Origin of the sequence: Acinetobacter sp. SAAs474 (assembly GCF_032823475.1) — a bacterium.
Classification (GTDB): domain Bacteria; phylum Pseudomonadota; class Gammaproteobacteria; order Pseudomonadales; family Moraxellaceae; genus Acinetobacter.
This window is the reverse complement of record NZ_CP127915.1, coordinates 285604-303529: the sequence shown is the minus strand read 5'-3', so window position 1 is coordinate 303529 and position 17926 is coordinate 285604. Positions and strand designations below refer to the sequence as shown.

The following is a 17926-nucleotide window of genomic DNA, read 5'->3' as shown; positions in this document are numbered from 1 at the left end:
CCTGTTTTTTGCTTAATTTTCACTGCGACATAAGTCTAAATTTGAGAAACCAAGAGTACAGAATTATGGGTTTACTCTTCATTAAAACCTTTTACTATGGAAGTCTATTTAAATTATGAATCAGAGTAGACCATTACAAATAAATCATCATCCTTAAGTGATATGAGAGATTCGAGGTGAATATGTTGGTGATGGATAGCCGAATACAACAACAGTCAAATCCAATTGGTATTTTGAATTTGCTGGTCGATTATTTAGAGGAGCAACATTACGATGCCCAAAAAATTTTTGATCGGTTTGCTATTCAGTTAAATGATTTAAATAATAATTTATTCCCTATTTCCTTACAAATACAAGGCCAGATCTTTGATGTGGTACAACAGCTTACTGGCTGCGATCATTTAGGACTTATGATTGGCCAAAAAGCACAGCTTGCCAATATTGGACCGTTACGCTTTTTAGTGTTAAATGCCGCCACCATACGCGATGCACTGGAAAGTTTATTTCAATATGGAACAATGTGGTATCGAGGACAAAAGCTCGATTTAAAAGAAGAGCAAGGATATGCTCGAATTTGTATGCAGATTGATGAAGATATTCCTGCAAAGGACCAGTATCAAACAGCATATTTGGCTGCCATGGCTTCTATTATGAGTTTATTGATGGGAACTACATGGCGACCTAGCTTAGTTCGTATTGCGTATACAAAACCTAAAAATGCATTGATTTATGAGAAATTTTTTGGTTGTCCAGTCTGGTTTGGTCAAGCGCAACATGAAATTTTATTTCCGAAAATTCAGTTAGATCAAAAACGAATTGGTCATGATCAACCCTTAGATCAATTTTTGCGTCAACATTTGAGCAGTCTACAAGAGAATGATCAAATTGATCTGATGGGGCAGATTTGTAAAATTATTGAAGCCTTATTACCACAAGGCCAGTGTAGTATGGAGCGCGTCGCAGAATATTTTTCAATGCATCGTTTTACTTTGTATCGTTATTTAAATCAGTATCAAACCACTTTTGAAAATTTATTAGAATATACACGAAAAAATTTAGCAGTTAAGCTTTTGAAAAAAAAGGAATTCATGATTATTGATATTGCAAGTCAAGTCGGTTATGAAAATCAAGCCAACTTTACCCGAGCTTTTAAGCGATGGTTTGGTGTCACGCCGGGACGTTGGCGTAAAATCAATTTAATTTATTAATCAAACTGTGACGAAATGACAAAAAAAATCAATCAAATGACAAAAAGGATATCGAAAAAATCGGTAATTTAAAAATCAATATATACCCCATATTTTTATGGATAGAGAAATATAAAGGTCTTGAATAGGATCAATAAGGATGTTGAACATGACAGGAAATATGATGTTTCAGCCACTGCTAATCAGTAGCTTAATTGAACATGCATCTACATATCATAGCGATACAGCCATTATCTCAAAAAATACAGATGGCACAATGTGTCATAGCAATTGGGGTAGCATTGCCAGAAATGCCAAACGGTTTGCCAATGTATTGGCAGCTTTAGGTTTAAACATGCATGATCGTGTAGCAACAATCGCATGGAATAATCATCGTCATTTAGAAACATGGTATGGCATTTCAGGCAGTGGATTGGTTTGTCACACCATTAATCCACGTCTATTCCCAGAACAACTGGCATATATTGTTGATGATGCTAAAGATAAAGTGATTATTTTTGATAAAAGCTTTATTACGCTAATTCTGGCAATTAAAGAACAAATTCCAAGTGTTGAGTATTTGATTTGTCTGGATGGATATGATGAAAGCATTGCCACAGCATTACCAGAAGTTTTATTTTACGATGATTTAATTGCACAGCACAGTGCTGTATTTATCTGGCCAGATCTAGATGAAACACAGGCCAGTTCATTATGTTATACCTCCGGTACTACAGGGCATCCTAAAGGGGTGCTATATAGCCATCGTTCTACGGTATTACACAGTTATGCAACAAGTCTGCCAGATAGTTTTAATTTTTCAGCCAAAGATTGCATATTGCCTGTTGTCCCGATGTTTCATGTCAATGCATGGGGAACACCGTATTCTGCAGCATTGGTGGGTTGTCGTTTAGTTTTACCTGGACCCATGTTAGATGGTATGAGTCTGGTTGACTTAATTGATCGTTATCAGGTGACGACTGCTTTAGGTGTACCCACCATTTGGCAAGGATTACTCACAGCAGCTTATCAAGTTGGCAGCAAGTTGAGTAGTCTAAAATATAATGTGGTTGGTGGTTCAGCATGCCCACCTTCTATGATGAAAGCGTTTAAAGATGATTTTCAGTGTGAAACGATTCATGCTTGGGGCATGACAGAGACCAGTCCATTAGGTGCAGTGAATCAATTAAAATCAAAGCACTTACAGTCCAGTCCAGAGCAGCAATTTCAATTACGTTTTGCTCAAGGTCGCCCACCTTTTGGTGTGCAATTGCGTATTTGTGAACAAGAGCATGGTGTCGTAGAGACATTGCGTGATGGTCGTTCAGCAGGGCATTTACAGATTAAAGGGCATTGGATTGTCGAGTCTTATTTTAATCAAACTCAAGATGTCTTAACCACAGATGGCTGGTTTGATACCGGTGATATTGCGACTTTAGATACAGATGGTTATATGACTATTAATGATCGTTCTAAAGATTTAATTAAATCGGGAGGCGAGTGGATTTCATCGGTAGCACTAGAGAATATTGCCATTGCCCATCCGGAAATTGATTTGGTTGCCGTCATTGCTGCCAACCATCCTAAATGGGATGAGCGCCCAGTTTTAATTGTTAAAAAAACAGCGGAAAGTTTGTTATCTGAACAAGATGTACTGAACTATTACACTGATAAAATTGCCAAATGGCAAATTCCTGACAAAGTTATTTTTGTGGAGACCATTCCATTGGGTGGTACAGGGAAAATATTAAAGAAAGATTTAAGAGAAACTTATGGTTCAGTTTTGTTGACAGAACAACGTCAATATTAAATTTATTTTTCGTCATCTCAATATGCATTCAAGGAAATGAATATGACAGTACAAAGCTCAGCAGGTTTAAGATTTAGACAGGCACTTGAAATTGAAAAGCCATTACAAATTATCGGTACGGTGAATGCTTATGCTGCGATGATGGCCAAACAAGTGGGCTATAACGCAATTTATATTTCTGGTGCAGGTGTTGCCAATTATTCTTATGGCCTTCCTGATTTAGGAATGACCAGTCTGGACAATGTACTTGAAGATGTTCGTCGTATTACCGAACGTGTTGATACTCCATTGCTGGTGGATATTGATACTGGTTGGGGTGGTGCTTTTAATATTGCACGTAGTGTAAAGCAAATGATTGCAGCAGGAGCTGCTGCGGTTCATATTGAAGATCAGGTGGCACAAAAACGCTGTGGTCATCGTCCCAATAAGGAAATTGTTTCACAACAGGAAATGGTTGATCGTATCAAAGCCGCTGTTGATGCTAAAACCGATGCAAATTTTGTGGTTATGGCACGTACAGATGCACTACAACAGCAAGGGCTACAAGCCGTGATTGATCGTGCATGTGCATGTGTAGAAGCGGGTGCTGATGCCATTTTTGCTGAAGCAATGACCGATATTAGTATGTATAAAACGGTTTGTGATGCTGTGGGTGTACCGGTATTGGCCAATATGACTGAATTTGGTGATACACCATACTATAGCGTAGATGAGCTGGCAGCACAGGGCATTGCCATGGTGCTTTATCCTTTATCTGCAACACGTGCAATGCAAAAAGCTGCACTTGAAGTCATGCAGGCGATTCGTCAGGACGGCACACAAATTCATGTACTCGATAAAATGCAACCACGCAAAGAGTTGTATGAATTTTTAGATTATCACACGTTTGAAAATACTTTGGATAAACTATTTAAGCAGGAGCAATAATCACATGGCTGAAGGAAAAGTACTGACTGGCGCAGGATTGCGTGGACAAGTCGCAGGCAAAACAGCATTATCTACAGTGGGCAAGAGTGGTGCGGGTTTAACCTACCGTGGTTATGATGTACAGGATCTTGCAGAACATTGTCAATTTGAAGAAGTGGCATATTTAATTTTCTTCGGTGAATTACCAAATCAACAACAATTAGATGCATATAAAGCAAAATTAAAGTCTTTACGTCAGTTGCCAACGGCATTAAAAGAAGTCCTTGAACGCATTCCTGCTGATTCACACCCGATGGATGTGATGCGTACAGGTGTGTCGATGTTGGGGAATCTGGAAACCGAGCAATCTTTTGCAGAGCAACAGCATGTAGCAGACCGTATTTTAGCGACTCTGCCTGCGATCATTTGTTATTGGTACCGTTATAGTCATGACGGTGTTCGTATCGATGAAAATACCGATGATGATTCGATAGGTGCACAATTTTTACATTTATTACATGGTGAAAAACCAAATCAGTTACATGAACAAGTGATGAATGTTTCATTGATTTTGTATGCAGAGCATGAGTTTAATGCCTCGACCTTTACGGCACGTGTATGCGCATCCACACTTTCAGATATGCATTCATGTATTACCGGTGCGATTGGTTCATTACGTGGCCCATTGCATGGTGGTGCTAACGAGGCTGCAATGGAAATGATTGAAAACTGGACCTCACCAGAAGAAGCTGAGCGTGAAATGCTGGCCAAACTGGAGCGTAAGGAAAAGATCATGGGCTTTGGTCATGCGATTTATAAAGATAATGATCCCCGTAATGGCATCATTAAAATTTGGTCAGAGCGTTTGGCACAGGATGTGGGTGATACAACGCTTTATCCAGTATCGGTTCGCTGTGAAGAAGTGATGTGGCGTGAGAAAAAATTATTTTGTAATGCCGACTTTTTCCATGCCTCTGCCTATCATTTTATGGGAATCGCAACCAAGCTATTTACCCCGATTTTTGTGATGTCACGTGTTACAGGCTGGGCGGCGCATGTGATGGAGCAACGTGCAGATAACCGTATTATTCGTCCAAGTGCAGATTATACTGGCTATGAGTTACGTAAAGTTGTGCCAATTGACCAGCGTGCTGCTTAACTAAACGCCATCTAAGTCATCTAATAGCCTAATGTCACATATATTAGGCTATCGATGATTTATCACCATTCATCCGATCATGGATGCTAGTCTACAGTGCAAATAACAGCGCAATATTTTTCATTTAATATATTTTATCGAGCATGTTAATCGGTTAAATGCGATGTCATATACGATGTAAATCTCACCATACCATCGCCGTCAATATGGTGAAAATGATGATGCTTTATATCAGAAAAGTGATCATATATATTGGTATATGATGATGTCATCAATACTATCGTTGCCTCGATCAACAATCCCAGCCCATATAATTAATACTATTTTAATGCATCATCATCGTCTTTAAATTGTTGGCCTGTTAATGATGCCGATTTTTTATGCTCTTGAGTTATAGTCATCAGGAATAACATGGATTAAATACGATTCACTGATTGTCTAATCTTGCAGTTGAAAGGGCAAAATGGATTTAATGATTATTGTGCGAAATCTGCTACAATTGCGCCAATTTTTAATTTATCACTTCACCAGTTTAAGACATATTTTTGAGTTGTGTTGATGGCTGTGTATTGACTAAAGATTCCCTATTATGTTTAAAAATCAATTAGCTCAAGAAGTTGCATCGCGTAGAACCTTTGCAATTATTTCCCACCCCGATGCGGGTAAGACCACCATGACTGAAAAACTATTGTTATGGGGTCAAGCCATTCAAGTCGCTGGAATGGTAAAAAGTCGAAAATCAGATCGTGCAGCAACATCAGACTGGATGGAAATGGAAAAAGAACGTGGTATTTCGATTACCACCTCGGTGATGCAATTTCCATTTAAAGATAAAATGATCAATTTACTCGATACGCCAGGGCATGAAGATTTCTCTGAAGATACTTATCGTACGCTGACCGCAGTCGATTCGGCTTTAATGGTTATCGACGGTGCTAAAGGGGTGGAGGATCGTACCATTAAATTAATGGATGTGTGTCGTATGCGTGATACACCCATTATTTCGTTTGTCAATAAAATGGACCGCGAAATTCGTGAGCCTTTAGAATTATTAGATGAAATTGAAAATGTGCTTAAAATTAAATGTGTGCCTTTAACTTGGCCCTTGGGAACCGGACGTGATTTTGCAGGTGTCTTTAATTTAATTGAAGAAAAATTTTATGTTTATAAAGCAGGTTTTGGTTCGACCATTACTGAGATCGAAGTCCGTGATGGATACGATTATGCTGATTTACGTGAAAAAGTAGGTGAATTGGCTTGGGCGGCATTTGAAGAGTCTTTAGAGTTGGTACAAATGGCCAATGAACCTTTAGATCCTGAAGAATTTCTGGCAGGTCGTCAAACCCCAGTTTTATTTGGTACGGCTTTGGGTAACTTTGGTGTTGATCATGTATTGGATGCTTTTAGTCGTTATGCACCAGCACCGAAAGCTCATCCAACCCAAGATCGTGTAGTGCAAGCGACTGAGGAAGGCTTTACTGGTTTTGTATTTAAAATTCAAGCCAATATGGATCCTAAACATCGTGACCGTATCGCATTTATGCGTATTTGCTCTGGTAAATATGAAAAAGGCTTAAAAATGAAGCATGTTCGTCTAGATAAGGATGTGCGTATTAGTGATGCGCTAACATTTTTAGCGGGTGATCGTCAGCATTTAGAAGAGGCGTGGCCAGGTGACATTATTGGTCTACACAATCATGGCACGATTCAAATTGGTGATACCTTTACTTCAGGCGAAAAATTGAGTTTTACGGGTATTCCTCATTTTGCACCAGAAATGTTTCGTCGTGTACGCTTAAAAGATCCTTTAAAATCGAAGCAGCTACAAAAAGGTCTAAAAGAACTTTCTGAAGAGGGTGCAACTCAGGTCTTTATGCCACAAAATAGTAACGATTTGATCGTTGGCGCTGTAGGGGTACTACAATTTGAAGTGGTGGCCTATCGCTTAAAAGAAGAATATAAAGTGGATTGTATTTATGAACCAGTAAATATTCATACCGTGCGTTGGGTATCATGTGAGGATGATAAAAAATTTAACGAATTTAAAAAGAAAGCCCATGATCAGCTTTCTGTAGATGGTGGTGGTCACTTAACCTATTTAGCGCCAAGTCGTGTTAATTTACAACTTATGCAAGAACGTTATCCTGATATTATCTTTAGAAATACGCGTGAGCATTAATCGATATTCAATGCTGTATCATTTGTTGGCTCGTTTACAAGCAGACATTTGATTTACATTCACATTGATATCCAGACACGATATATTAATAGCTCAGATCTTTAAACAGATGCTTTTATTTAAAGCATCTGTTGGCTTTTTTAATGCTCTAATCGAAATAACAAAGGTAATTCAATGTTCACCAATAAAAAAATATTGATCACCAGTTTACTTGCTTCAGCGATGATGTTCACTGCTTGTCAGCCACAACAAGATGCAAAAAAAACAGAAGCAGAACAAAGCAAAAAACCAGAACAAAATTTACAGCTCATCGGAGAAACACAAAAACTTGAGTTAAATTTACCGCCATGCAAAGGCAGTAACTGCCCTGATATTTCAATTGAACGTTTAAGTAGTAATCAGCCTTTTATAGATAAGATTATTGATCAACATATTATTGAATTATTGCAACAAATATTACCCGATAGCGAGATGGCATCAGCATCGAATGTCAATGTTGCTGTTGAAGCAGCAGCATCAGATGCAAAGCAAGAAACCATCATGACGCCAAAACAAAGTTTTGAAAAACAATTAATTCCTTTTCGTAATGCGATGATCACCTATGATCAAGAGCTAAAAGCACTAAATTCTAGTCATACCATCAGTATAATGATTAAACCTAAAATTTTGAGCTCGGATGGTGAATTAGTCACCGTTGTACTTAATGGTAGTGAATATTTAGGTGGTGCACATGGTTCATCTTCACAGCAATATTTTAATTTTAGTCTTAAACAGAAAAAATTGGTGACATTAAAGGACATTATTGAGAAGAATCAATTACCTGCATTAAAAGAAAAAGCATATCAGGCCTTTAAAGCATGGATTGTTGATTCGCAATTAGCGCAAGATCCACAAGAATATGAGCAGATGTGGAAGTTTGAATTAAGCCATAATTATTACCTAACTTCACAAGGCCTTATTTTACAATATGCTGAATATCAAATTGGGCCATATGTTGCTGGTTTACCTCGTTTAATTATTCCATATCAGGCACTACAAGGAATTTTAAAGCCACAATATTTTCCGCAAAATTTTGTTGAAGCTGAAGCCTCTACAGTGCCATCATCTGAGATAAAATAATCATGGCTATCCGACTTTTTGATACGCATACGCATTTTGATGTAACCGATTTTGATCATGATCGAGAACAGCTTGCGATTGCAGCCAAAACAGTCGGTGTTGAGCATTTAATTTTAGTTGGATTTTTACAATCACGGTTTCAAAATTTATTGCAGACACATCAATGGCTAACTCAACTAAACGATGCACCTCAGAGTTATTTAGCGCCTGGTTTACATCCATTTTATATTGAACAGCATCAACAACAGCATTTATATGATTTAGAACTATTTTTGACGCAACATGATTGTATTGCAGTGGGAGAAATAGGCTTAGATACTTTTTTAAAGCCATATAGGCAGCACTCAATTTTTCAAAAACAATGTAATTTTTTTTCTATACAAATCGATTTGGCAGCACAGTTTAATCAGCCTATTTTGCTACATATTCGTAAATCACATGCAGATGTGATTGCCATACTTAAACAGCATCAATTTAAATTTGGTGGCATTGCTCATGCGTTTAGTGGTGGTGTTGAAGAAGCCAAAGCATTGATTAAATTGGGTTTTAAAATAGGTGTAACAGGGCAAATTACCAATCCAAATGCAAAAAAGCTACATCAAGTGGTTCAAGCTGTTGGTATGGAGCATATAGTTTTAGAAACGGATTGTCCGGATATGACACCGCTATGTTGTCAGCGTTCAGATCAGCAGCGTACACGTAATACACCAGCCAATTTGCCCTATGTACTCTTAGGGCTTGCAGATGCGTTAGCTGTAGATCCAGAAATTTTAGCGGCACAATTATGGCAAAATTCATGGCAGGCCTTAAGACAAGTGCCACCTTGACACAATATCACATCATCATACAATTAAAGCAGCGTGTTGTAATGTATGGTGGATATTGTTGTGAACGACCAGTAAATGACTATCCATCGATAATTTTTATTTGATAAAATGGTCACAAGATTTTTAATACCAGATGTGATCATGACTGAGCTTCTTCAACAAGATGAATATGAACGCCGTTTTGCCGGTGTCGCTAAGATTTATGGAGAAGATGCTTTTCAATATTATACACGTAGCCATGTTATGGTGATTGGTATTGGTGGTGTCGGTTCTTGGGCTGTTGAAGCACTTGCACGTACAGGGATTGGTGAGTTGACATTGGTTGATATGGATGTGATTGCAGCTTCAAATATTAACCGGCAATTACCTGCTATGACATCAACGCTAGGACATGAGAAAATCACCGTTATGGCAGAACGTTGCCGTTTAATTAATCCACGATTAAAGATTAATCTGATCGATGATTATCTGACTGCTGAGAACGTTAAATTATTGTTGGCATCTGCACCAGATTTAGTCCTTGACTGTATTGATGATGTAAAAGCCAAACTGGCACTCATGCTGCATTGCCGTTTTAATAAAATTCCGTTAATTGTTTCTGGTGGTGCAGGAGGAAAACTGGATCCACTCAAGATCCGTGTTGCAGATTTATCAAAAACAGAACAGGATCCTATGTTGGCCAAATTACGTGCTCAGCTACGTAGTAAGGGCATTTGTAAAAAACCAAAAGAAAAATTTGGCATCACGTGTATTTATTCGATAGATAATCCATTTTCTCATCAGGATGTTTGTCCAAGTGCTGGCTTACGTTGTGGTGGTTATGGTTCAGCCGTAGTCGTGACCTCTAGTTTTGCCATGGTTGCTGTTGCTGAAGTATTAAAAAAACTAGACCAAATCCGTATCAGGCCAGCATAACTTTATTTTTGTCTGGTTTTAATAATGGTTTGGGTATCCATCATTGATTTTGAATCATGATCGATACCCATACCATAGGTTATGGATGGAGTGTTTGATGATCTCGAAGATAATCTTCAGTACGCTGCATCGCCTCTTTAATATTGTGTATGGCCGCTTCAACATCGGCAAAAGTTTTTGCATTACCGCCACTAAGTGCTTGACGCCATTTACGCGCTCCCGGAAGATTCTGGAATAACCCGAGAATATGTCGTGTCAAAATAGACAGTGGTGCACCTTCTTGCATACGTTTGGCGATATACGGCAACATTTGCTCCATAATCTCAAAGCGATTGGGAGCTTCTATGTGCCATAACTGTCCGAGTTCAGCCAGTAGATAGGGATTATGATAAGCTTCACGGCCAATCATAACACCATCCACATGTGCTAAATGTGTTTGCGTTTCAGCCAAACTTTTAATACCACCATTGATTTCAATACATAAATGTGGGCGATCTTGTTTTAAACGATACACATCTGCATAGCGTAGCGGTGGGACTTCACGGTTTTCTTTAGGAGATAATCCTTGTAGCAAGGCAATACGTGCATGAACAATAAAGTTTTTACAGCCTGTTTTCGCTACAGTATCGACAAAATCCAGCATCTCTTGATAGGAATCCATCTGATCAATACCAATACGATGCTTGATGCTCACAGGAATATCTACTGCATTTTGCATTGCTGCAATACATTCGGCAACCAGATCTGGCTCTGCCATCAGGCATGCACCAATTTTATTATTTTGAACCCGATCACTTGGGCAGCCAACATTAAGGTTGACTTCGTTATAGCCCCAGTCTTGTGCCATTTTACTACACATAGCCAGATCTTTTGGATTTGAGCCACCGAGCTGTAGTACGATGGGGTGCTCTTCATGATTATAATCAAGATGACGTTTTTGATCGCCAAATAGAATTGCACCAGTGGTGACCATTTCCGTATATAGAATAATATTGGGATTAAATAAACGGGCAAAAAAACGATAATCTTTGGTGGTCCAGTCCATCATCGGGGCCACACTGATTCGTGGAGATTGAGGGGTTTCAATGGTTGTGTTAAGCGTCATTAAAAATCATACCTTTAATCTATATTTCGCAATCTGCATAAATCTGTGTCTATCCAAATAGATGTATGGATGTATATTGACGGCCAATTTTACATCATTAAGCCTGTATAGGGGGATATCTATTGGCGTGTAGATTTCAGCAAGGCGAGGTCGCCTTAATTCAGTAAAGCATGATATGAGGATTCGGATGATGAGAAAGGTTTTTTCGATTTTCTTTAGAAAGTAGAAATATTTTACTTAAAGAGGTTAGCTGAAAACTGGATTTAGAAATGAGAAGTCGAAATTCAAGAAAATCCGAATATTTTGCTTGGCATAAAAAAGCTGATTGATCTGATCTTAGCAGATGCCATAGATAAATATTTGGATGAAGTAGGGAGCGAGTACGAAAGAACGAAACGCTATTCTCTGCTCTTAATTAAGAAGCTACCAATTGCGCGCAATATTATCACAAAAATAAAATCAGTACATTTGGCTGAACATGTTGCTTTAAGGAAGGTGGGGGTGCCTCATCTGAAACTTGAGCCTATTGCGACTAGCACACAACAACATGAGCTTTTACATATCCGTGGTGTGCTTTCACATGCAGCTGTTATGTGGGAAATAGATATTGATTTAAATGGTTTTGATAAGGCTACGGCTCAGTTAAGAAAAACACGCCAAATATCCTCTAGTCAAAAAAGAGATCGACTTCTTTCAACGGATGAATTGATTGCATTTAAAAGTAGTGCCAATAAGAAAGCGATCGAAAGCTTTAATTCTGGGTTTACTCGGTATAAGACTATTACAGTTCGACAAAATAAATATATGAATAATCGGATTGAACAAGATCATCGATTTATAAAAAAAAGAATCAGGGCAATGCTGGGTTTCAAATCATTCAGATCTGCTCAGATTATTTGGTTTTGTCGCATTAAGGGTTAGATCAGCTATTATTTGAATTTTATAGGAGCTGAATATGTCGATTGCCAACGCATTTAAATGATTACATTATCCAACCGATGTAATGGCTCAATGTGTAAGATGGTATTTGGCTTATTCACTCAGCTTAGGTAATTTAGAAGAAATGATGGCAGAACGTGGAGTTCAGGTAGATCATTCAACGGTACATCGTTGGATTCTCAAAATTACACCCATTTTCAATAAAATTTCCCTTAAATACAAAAAACCAGTACATCAATTTTGGCATATTGATGAAACCTATATCAAAATTAAAGGGAAGTGGTATTACTTGTACCGAGCCATTGATTCAACAGGAAAAACCGTAGACTTCTTACTGACAAAATATCGGGATATGCAGGCTGCACGTAGGTTTTTTAAAAATGCGATTAGCAACCATGCCTGTCCAATTAAAGTGATGATCGATAAAAGTAGTGCAAATAAGAAAGCGATCGAAAGCTTTAATTCTGGGTTTACTCGGTATAAGACTATTACAATTCGACAAAATAAATATATGAATAATCGGATTGAACAAGATCATCGATTTATAAAAAAAAGAGTCAGGGCAATGCTGGGTTTCAAATCATTCAGATCTGCTCAGATTATTTTATCTGGGATAGAGCTAATGCATATGATAAGAAAAGGACAATTTAATTTTATGGGATCAAACGATTCCAGAGGATCATTGTATCAATTGGTTAGCTAAAACTAGCAGCTAGCTACATCTAATTGACTTGAATTCCTTAATGCGACAAAACCAAAAAAAGAGTCCGACTGATGTTAGGATTTAAATCATTTAGATCTGCTCAGATTATTTGATTAGGGATTGAGTGAATACATATGATCCGAAAAAAGCAATTCAACAGATCAAAAGAATTTCAAAATACTCTAGGGATATTGCATCCAAAATTTAGATAACGGCAGGGCTTCTTTCATTATTTCGATGTCAATTCTTTAATGTGACAGAAGCTATAGATATCGATCAATATTTATTTAAAGCATTAAAATAGGTATTGATCATTATGAATGCCCTATGATAGCCAATCGATTGATCGCGATCAGATCAAATAGGGCATTTTAAATTGCTTAAAAACGCATGCTTAAATATTCAAAATTATGCGCCTTTAACTGGCATTTGTGGATTGATTGTCGGTGGTTTAGGTTGGAAACGGACTTCACATTTACCTTGAATGGTTTGCTCACCTAAGATGATTTGTGTTGCAGTACCATTGGCTTTACCTTGGCATGCTTGTGCAATGGCATTTTGTTTTGCTTGGCGTAGTGCAAGGCGTTGATCAAATTGTTTGGTTAATTCTGCGCGCTGTGCATCAGTGAGTGGTTCAGCATTATGTCCTCTCATCATATAAGCAGGGCGAGGGCCAGATTGATCGAGCATTTTCTTCATTTCTTGACGATCTGCTGTGAATCTCATCTGACATGTACCTTCAATGGTTTGATCATTGATTTTGATTTGTAATGCAGTTCCTGGCGCTTTAGCATCACATGCTGTACGCATTTGCTTCATGGCTTCGCGTTGCATACCATGCATTTTTTTCATAGGATCACGTGATTCTTTATCAAACTTATCACCATATTGATCTTGATGCATTCGCTTATGATGTTGGCTATTTGCTGTTGTATTGGTCGACTGGCATGCTGTAAGTGCAGTTAACGTGATAAGACTTGCACCGATCACTGCAATTTGAGTTAAACGCATGAGATATGCCTCTATAAATAAATGTATTTGTTATGCTTAAAGAATAGATAATAATGATGAAGAAACAATGGAGAGTTTTTTAAGGCTATGTTCGTTACAATATAGACCCCATCGTTGAACAACTGTAGAGCGTTGATTTGAGCAATTTTAGAATTCCCATTGCATTACGCTTATTTTTGACTGTATTGCTGACCATGTTGATGATTACCACCATGAGTTTGGGCGTTTTACATTGGGCGATGCAAAAAAACTTTTCACAGTATGTTGCTGATGTTGAAATGCAAAAGCTAAATCATTTGATTAATAATTTAGCAGATGTGTATGCAGTGTATGACGATTGGGGAAATGCAATTCAAGCTCAAATTTTGCAAATTGAGGGAGATGCAGCACCTGATGACTATGATCGATTGTCACATTGGTGGCTTAGACGACAATATGATATTGCTTTGCAACAGCGCTATTTTGAAGAACATTCTGGTTTAAGAGTCCAAAATTTAACGAAAGCCAATGATGGTTCTGTACTTGATGAAGTTGAATTAGAACTGATTCGTCGCAATTTACCTTCTGAATATCAACCTTTTGAAGGTTTAAAATTTCCTTTAAGCTCCAATAAAAATTTATTTAGAACAGAGAAAAAAAATGGCCAGCCCACAGCAGAGGAACTGAATAAAAAGCAGAATTTTGCCATTCCAGATCGTTTGGGTTTGAGTTCACGTTTATCATTGTATGATGTCAATCATCAATTTATTGTGGGAGAGCCTTCTCAACAACAAATGTCTTATCGACCGATTAAGGTGAATGGCGAAGTTGTGGGGTATTTAGGATTAAAACCAGTTTTAAATCAAGATGATGCATTGAGTATTAATTTTTTTAGTAATCAGAAGCGTTATTTGATTTTGGTTTATGGGCTGACTATTTTAGCCAGTTTAATTGTGGCTTTATTATTAGCCACTTACTTTAAACAACCTATTCAACGTTTATTAAATGGTACTCGTGAGTTAACTAAAGGTAATTATAGTTATCAGGTTAAAGTGAATCGTAATGATGAATTAGGTGATTTATCAAATGAACTTAATCAATTGGCGGTGATTTTAGATCAGCATGAAGCCTCTCGTCGTCAATGGGTCGCGGATACATCACACGAGTTAAAAACACCACTTGCCGTATTACAAGCCCAAATTGAGGCTATGCAGGATGGTATACGTAAACCTGTTCCAGAGCATTTTGATGCGATGTTGCGTCAAGTGACCAGTTTAAAAAAATTAACCCAAGATCTAGCTGATTTGGCACAAGCTGAAGCAATGCAATTGAAATGTTATTTTACGATAGTCTCTCCATGGCAGGTGGTTGAGCAAGAGCTGGAAAACTTTAAACCTCAATTTGAACGTGCACATTTAACTGTTCTGGCGACAGGTTCTGATAGCGAATTACAACTTGATTGTGATCGATTTAAGCAAATCATTGTGAACTTATTGAGTAATAGTATCCGCTATACTGAAACAGGTGGACAGATCCATGTGCATACAGCGCAAACAGAGACAGATTGGAGCCTGTATGTGGATGATAGTCCACTGGGTGTCAGTGATGAACAGTTAGCCAATTTAGGTCAACGTTTTTATCGCGTAGATGATTCTCGTACACGTGCAACAGGTGGAACAGGGCTTGGATTAGCATTGTCGGTTAAGATTGCTGAAGCATTGGGTGGTCAATTAACTTTTGAGCATTCTCCGCTTGGTGGTCTACGTTGTAAATTAGTCTTTCCAAAGTTATTGAAAACATTAAAAGGAAAATATGAATGAAACATATTATGTTGGTCGAAGATGAAGTTGAACTGGCACAATTGGTTCGCGATTATCTTGAAGCTGCAGGTTTTGAAGTCACTATGTTTCATGATGGTCAGGATGCCTATCAAAGTTTTATACAACGCAAACCGAGTTTGATGATTTTGGATCTGATGCTGCCACGTATGGATGGTTTAACGATTTGTCGTAAAGTCCGTGAACAATCTGATCTTCCTATTATTATGGTGACAGCACGTACTGAAGAAATTGATCGTGTACTCGGGCTCAATATGGGAGCAGATGACTATGTCTGTAAACCTTTTAGTCCTAAAGAACTCGTGGCGCGTGTACAAGCCGTTTTGCGTCGTTTAGAGCGTAAAGCTGAACCAGAAACACAAGATTTATTCCGTATTGATCCAGCACAGCAACGTATCTGGTATAAACAAAAAGCACTTAATTTAACTCTCACAGAATATCGCTTATTAGAACTCTTTTTGGAGCATGTTGGGCAAGTATATTCGCGGGCACAATTACTTGATCATATTAATCCTGCAAGTTTTGATGTGGCCGACCGTGTGATTGATAGCCACATTAAAAACCTACGCCGTAAAATTTCTGATGTGGCTGAAACGGGGAATCGTCATGAATGGGTTCAGGCCGTATATGGTGTCGGATATCGTTTCGAATATCCTGAACGCTCGTGATCGTGAGTGTATTATTCCCCCAGTTTAATGCCTCAATAGCATCAGTTGTATAAACTGCGCATATGTTGCTTATGAGGAACAACTGACCATGATTTCTGGCTGATCATGGGCCAATGGGGCAATATCTGTACTTTGTTCAATATCAGGTTGAGCACTAAAAGGCTGGCTCAGTAAGGTAAATAAACGCTCAACTTCTGAAAAATCATTGCGTTCAGCCAGTTCAATGGCTTTTTGAGCCATATGATTACGTAAAATATAACGTGGATTTGCGGCTTGCATGATTTGATCCAAGGCTGCTAAATCTTGATGCTGACGTATATTTTGATACTGGTGTAAAAAGCTTTCAAACTGGCGACGATCTAAACATTGGTCTTGAATATATTCATAATCTTTATTTTGCAAATGAATAAAACTCTGGCTGTAATCTAATTGTTCACTTTGTAAAATATGTAAAAATTTCATGGCACAGTCAAAACTATCTTGATGGAAGTCAGGTAAGCCCATTTTTTTCGCGAGGCCTTGTTGATAATGTGCCAAAAAAGTCGTTTCAAAATGTTCTAAACATTCAGCTAATTGCTCTTTCCACTGGGCTTTCTCAATCTCTTGAGGACAAAGTGCTACCAAATTATTCAACCACATCCATAAGTTCCAATGCGCGATACTCGGTTGTTGTTGATAGGTATAACGTCCTTGATGATCTGAATGATTGTTGATCCAGTTTGGACGAAAACGTTCTAAGAAACCATAAGGTCCAAAGTCTAAAGTTGAACCAGTAATATTAAGATTGTCAGTATTCATTACACCATGTGCAAAACCAACCAGTTGCCAGTGTGAAATCATGATGGCTGTACGCTGAATGACTTGTGTGGCGAAAGCCAATATTGGCTGTGGGCTGTCTAAACATTCTGGATAATGCCATTCAATACATTTTTGAGTAAAATCAGCCAGCAGGTCTGGTTGATACTGATTGATCCATTCAAAATGACCTAAGCGAATATGACAATCTGATGTTCGTAGCAACATTGCACCAGGTTCAAGCTTTTCACGCTGTATCCCTTGGTTGGACGAGGTAAAGCCAACAGCATTACTGGAAGGAACATTTAATGCATTGAGGGCATGTCCTGCCAGATATTCACGAATAACAGAACGTAGTACAGCGCGACCATCTCCCATACGTGAATATGGTGTCAGTCCAGCACCTTTTAAATGTAAGTCAATGGTGTTTTGATTTTGATCTAAAATTTGTCCAATCAGTAAGCCGCGACCATCACCGAGTTGCCCAGCCCATTGGCCAAATTGATGACCTGCATATACCATGGCCAATGGTTGAAATGCTGCAAAGGTTTTTTGTCCACTACAAATTTCAACCCATTGCTGTTTATCCTCATCTGACCATTGTAATGTATTGGCTAACTCGAGATTAAAGTGTCCAGCTTTGGCATCAAGTAAAGGTTTTGGGTCTTGATGATGATAGAGTTTTGGACTCAGTGTTGCATAGCGTGGATTGAATTGCATGATGGCAAAACCCTAAAAGTATTGCCAATTACTATAACAAAGTTATGTTATTTTGTATGAGTGAGA

15 protein-coding genes and 1 pseudogene are annotated in these 17926 nt (G+C 38.2%); 13 read left to right on the top strand and 3 right to left on the bottom strand.

Annotated elements, in window-relative coordinates; translation table 11 throughout:
• Positions 1 to 182: 182 nt before the first annotated feature.
• The 8 genes from QSG86_RS02450 to QSG86_RS02415 all read left to right on the top strand — a co-directional run bounded on the left by QSG86_RS02450 (position 183) and on the right by QSG86_RS02415 (position 10102).
• On the top strand, positions 183 to 1208 hold the full coding sequence (locus QSG86_RS02450) for an AraC family transcriptional regulator (protein WP_317032644.1): 1026 nt from the start codon (positions 183 to 185) through the stop codon (positions 1206 to 1208).
• Positions 1209 to 1356: 148 nt separating this feature from the next.
• The gene (locus QSG86_RS02445; protein WP_317030048.1) at positions 1357 to 2997 is read left to right on the top strand and encodes a long-chain fatty acid--CoA ligase; all 1641 of its coding nucleotides are present in this window, start codon (positions 1357 to 1359) and stop codon (positions 2995 to 2997) included.
• Positions 2998 to 3039: 42 nt separating this feature from the next.
• The gene (gene prpB / locus QSG86_RS02440) at positions 3040 to 3924 is read left to right on the top strand and encodes a methylisocitrate lyase (protein ID WP_317030047.1); all 885 of its coding nucleotides are present in this window, start codon (positions 3040 to 3042) and stop codon (positions 3922 to 3924) included.
• 4 nt (positions 3925 to 3928) lie between these two features.
• Positions 3929 to 5062, top strand: coding sequence for a 2-methylcitrate synthase (gene prpC, locus QSG86_RS02435; protein WP_317030046.1), 1134 nt, complete (start codon positions 3929 to 3931; stop codon positions 5060 to 5062).
• Between the two features lie 586 nt (positions 5063 to 5648).
• Complete coding sequence (locus QSG86_RS02430) at positions 5649 to 7241, top strand: peptide chain release factor 3 (protein ID WP_317032643.1); 1593 nt, start codon at positions 5649 to 5651, stop codon at positions 7239 to 7241.
• A gap of 174 nt (positions 7242 to 7415) precedes the next feature.
• Complete coding sequence (locus QSG86_RS02425) at positions 7416 to 8360, top strand: RsiV family protein (protein WP_317030045.1); 945 nt, start codon at positions 7416 to 7418, stop codon at positions 8358 to 8360.
• Between the two features lie 2 nt (positions 8361 to 8362).
• Entirely contained in the window at positions 8363 to 9187 is an 825-nt protein-coding gene (locus QSG86_RS02420; protein WP_317030044.1) for a TatD family hydrolase, read from the top strand.
• 141 nt (positions 9188 to 9328) lie between these two features.
• Positions 9329 to 10102 (top strand): tRNA threonylcarbamoyladenosine dehydratase, encoded by a 774-nt coding sequence (locus QSG86_RS02415; protein WP_317030043.1) that lies wholly within the window; start codon positions 9329 to 9331, stop codon positions 10100 to 10102.
• Between the two features lie 79 nt (positions 10103 to 10181).
• Here the strand turns inward: QSG86_RS02415 and dusA are convergent, their stop codons facing one another.
• Positions 10182 to 11207 carry a tRNA dihydrouridine(20/20a) synthase DusA gene (gene dusA, locus QSG86_RS02410; protein WP_410487438.1) on the bottom strand — a complete coding sequence of 342 codons (1026 nt, stop codon included), beginning with the start codon at positions 11205 to 11207 and terminating at the stop codon, positions 10182 to 10184.
• A gap of 231 nt (positions 11208 to 11438) precedes the next feature.
• On the opposite strand from dusA, the pseudogene QSG86_RS02405 reads away from it, so the two are divergent.
• The 3 genes and pseudogenes from QSG86_RS02405 to QSG86_RS02395 all read left to right on the top strand — a co-directional run.
• Positions 11439 to 11921, top strand: a pseudogene (locus tag QSG86_RS02405) (integrase); the annotation flags it as partial.
• Positions 11913 to 12128: a DDE-type integrase/transposase/recombinase gene (locus tag QSG86_RS02400; RefSeq protein ID WP_317032641.1), complete on the top strand. Its 216-nt coding sequence runs from the start codon at positions 11913 to 11915 to the stop codon at positions 12126 to 12128. The pseudogene QSG86_RS02405 and the gene QSG86_RS02400, both read left to right, overlap by 9 nt.
• 82 nt (positions 12129 to 12210) lie before the next feature.
• Positions 12211 to 12849: an IS6 family transposase gene (locus QSG86_RS02395; RefSeq protein ID WP_317030042.1), complete on the top strand. Its 639-nt coding sequence runs from the start codon at positions 12211 to 12213 to the stop codon at positions 12847 to 12849.
• A gap of 408 nt (positions 12850 to 13257) precedes the next feature.
• Here QSG86_RS02395 and QSG86_RS02390 read toward each other — a convergent pair whose 3' ends face one another.
• Positions 13258 to 13860 carry a hypothetical protein gene (locus QSG86_RS02390; RefSeq protein ID WP_317030041.1) on the bottom strand — a complete coding sequence of 201 codons (603 nt, stop codon included), beginning with the start codon at positions 13858 to 13860 and terminating at the stop codon, positions 13258 to 13260.
• Between the two features lie 194 nt (positions 13861 to 14054).
• Here QSG86_RS02390 and baeS point away from each other — a divergent pair, with 194 nt between their 5' ends.
• Positions 14055 to 15659 carry a sensor histidine kinase efflux regulator BaeS gene (gene baeS, locus QSG86_RS02385; RefSeq protein ID WP_410487508.1) on the top strand — a complete coding sequence of 535 codons (1605 nt, stop codon included), beginning with the start codon at positions 14055 to 14057 and terminating at the stop codon, positions 15657 to 15659.
• Positions 15656 to 16345: a response regulator transcription factor gene (locus tag QSG86_RS02380; RefSeq protein ID WP_317030039.1), complete on the top strand. Its 690-nt coding sequence runs from the start codon at positions 15656 to 15658 to the stop codon at positions 16343 to 16345. The genes baeS and QSG86_RS02380 overlap by 4 nt, the downstream gene beginning before the upstream one ends.
• 69 nt (positions 16346 to 16414) lie before the next feature.
• On the opposite strand, the gene QSG86_RS02375 is transcribed toward QSG86_RS02380, so the two are convergent.
• Positions 16415 to 17860: a protein adenylyltransferase SelO gene (locus QSG86_RS02375; RefSeq protein WP_317030038.1), complete on the bottom strand. Its 1446-nt coding sequence runs from the start codon at positions 17858 to 17860 to the stop codon at positions 16415 to 16417.
• Between the last annotated feature and the right edge of the window lie 66 nt (positions 17861 to 17926).

Excerpts from the sequence above, each read along its gene's own strand:
- QSG86_RS02450 (WP_317032644.1), top strand. The coding sequence starts at position 183 with ATGTTGGTGATGGATAGCCGAATACAACAACAGTCAAATCCAATTGGT.
- QSG86_RS02445 (WP_317030048.1), top strand. The coding sequence starts at position 1,357 with ATGACAGGAAATATGATGTTTCAGCCACTGCTAATCAGTAGCTTAATT.
- prpB (WP_317030047.1), top strand. The coding sequence starts at position 3,040 with ATGACAGTACAAAGCTCAGCAGGTTTAAGATTTAGACAGGCACTTGAA.
- prpC (WP_317030046.1), top strand. The coding sequence starts at position 3,929 with ATGGCTGAAGGAAAAGTACTGACTGGCGCAGGATTGCGTGGACAAGTC.
- QSG86_RS02425 (WP_317030045.1), top strand. The coding sequence starts at position 7,416 with ATGTTCACCAATAAAAAAATATTGATCACCAGTTTACTTGCTTCAGCG.
- QSG86_RS02420 (WP_317030044.1), top strand. The coding sequence starts at position 8,363 with ATGGCTATCCGACTTTTTGATACGCATACGCATTTTGATGTAACCGAT.
- QSG86_RS02415 (WP_317030043.1), top strand. The coding sequence starts at position 9,329 with ATGACTGAGCTTCTTCAACAAGATGAATATGAACGCCGTTTTGCCGGT.
- dusA (WP_410487438.1), bottom strand. The coding sequence starts at position 11,207 with ATGACGCTTAACACAACCATTGAAACCCCTCAATCTCCACGAATCAGT.
- QSG86_RS02395 (WP_317030042.1), top strand. The coding sequence starts at position 12,211 with ATGGCTCAATGTGTAAGATGGTATTTGGCTTATTCACTCAGCTTAGGT.
- QSG86_RS02390 (WP_317030041.1), bottom strand. The coding sequence starts at position 13,860 with ATGCGTTTAACTCAAATTGCAGTGATCGGTGCAAGTCTTATCACGTTA.
- baeS (WP_410487508.1), top strand. The coding sequence starts at position 14,055 with ATGTTGATGATTACCACCATGAGTTTGGGCGTTTTACATTGGGCGATG.
- QSG86_RS02380 (WP_317030039.1), top strand. The coding sequence starts at position 15,656 with ATGAAACATATTATGTTGGTCGAAGATGAAGTTGAACTGGCACAATTG.
- QSG86_RS02375 (WP_317030038.1), bottom strand. The coding sequence starts at position 17,860 with ATGCAATTCAATCCACGCTATGCAACACTGAGTCCAAAACTCTATCAT.